The sequence below is a fragment of the Bacteroides cellulosilyticus DSM 14838 genome, from assembly GCF_000158035.1.
Taxonomy (GTDB): Bacteria; Bacteroidota; Bacteroidia; order Bacteroidales; family Bacteroidaceae; genus Bacteroides; species Bacteroides cellulosilyticus.
Genome location: NZ_EQ973549.1, coordinates 1 through 1114 on the forward strand (window position 1 = coordinate 1; position 1114 = coordinate 1114).

General features: G+C 43.9%; 2 protein-coding genes. One reads left to right on the forward strand and one right to left on the reverse strand.

Translation table 11 applies throughout. The features are described from left to right. The coding region (locus tag BACCELL_RS25615; protein ID WP_007215101.1) for a DUF6266 family protein at positions 1 to 724 on the forward strand (724 nt) is incomplete at its 5' end. Between the two features lie 87 nt (positions 725 to 811). Here the strand turns inward: BACCELL_RS25615 and BACCELL_RS25620 are convergent. Then, positions 812 to 1114: DUF3836 domain-containing protein (locus BACCELL_RS25620; RefSeq protein ID WP_007215102.1), on the reverse strand; the 303-nt coding region annotated here is incomplete at its 5' end.

Genomic DNA, 1114 nt, shown 5'->3' on the forward strand with positions numbered 1-1114 from the left:
CTGGAAATCAAACTACTATATACGCGCACGGGCCGCCAAAGTCAGCAACCCGCGCACACCGAAACAACAGGAACAACGCAGTAAATTCGCCACGGCATTCAGCTTCCTGAAAGCTATAAAACCTTTCATACGTATTGGCTACAAGGAATTTACACAGGATAAATCCGCATTCAACTCCGCTATGTCCTACACACTGAAAAGAGCCGTGACTGGCAGTGGAAAAGAAATCAAAATAGACTTTGACCGGGCATTGGTTTCTATGGGAACCCTGATGCCGGTATTTGAAGGGACAGCCACCGTCAGTAATCATCAAATGACTTTCAACTGGAAAGATAATAGTGGTATGGGGAATGCAGAGAGAACAGATATTGTGATGGTACTGGTATATAACAAAGACAGGGAAGCGGCTGTCTATGATACAGAAGCAGCCCTGCGCTCTGACTGTCATGCCGGACTACAGCTCCCGGAAGACTGGCAGGATGATGAGTTAGTCGCCTATCTCAGCTTTTGCAGTACTGACGGGAACTGTGTAGCCAATAGCATCTGTCTACCAATATCAGTAATAGAAATACCGGAAGAAGAGATAGACGTACAAACGGAATCCATTGATACAACGCACAAAAGAATATTACCTGATAAAAGAACAGTACACCAATCACGCATAACAGTACATTCGCTATCCGCTCCACCTAATGAAATTCGGACTTACAGATGCGAGACTTAACCCGCTATCACCACAATCCAATAACGAAAAAACCGGATGCCAGAGAAATAAATTCTCCGTATCCGGCTTTCAGTGGTGCCTATATCTTTATTTAGTGCTTGCCAGCATCAAAGTTGCGTCAGCATCGTTCAGTTCGTAAAAGCTCTTTTGAATATTGCTATCGTAAGCGTTACTCTTGGAGTTCCAACGGGCATAACTAAGTTCAACTTCACTATTGGTATAAGAAACATCCATCTTGAAATAAGGAACCCAGGCTTCTTTTGAACTGTCCCACTTAGCGGCTTCTTTGCTGGTCACACGATTTTCTGTATCGTAAGTATAAGTGTAACGGAGGTGGCGGAACAAGTGACCGTCTTCATTCTTAAAGATAGTCTTAGCGGTCATCAACTT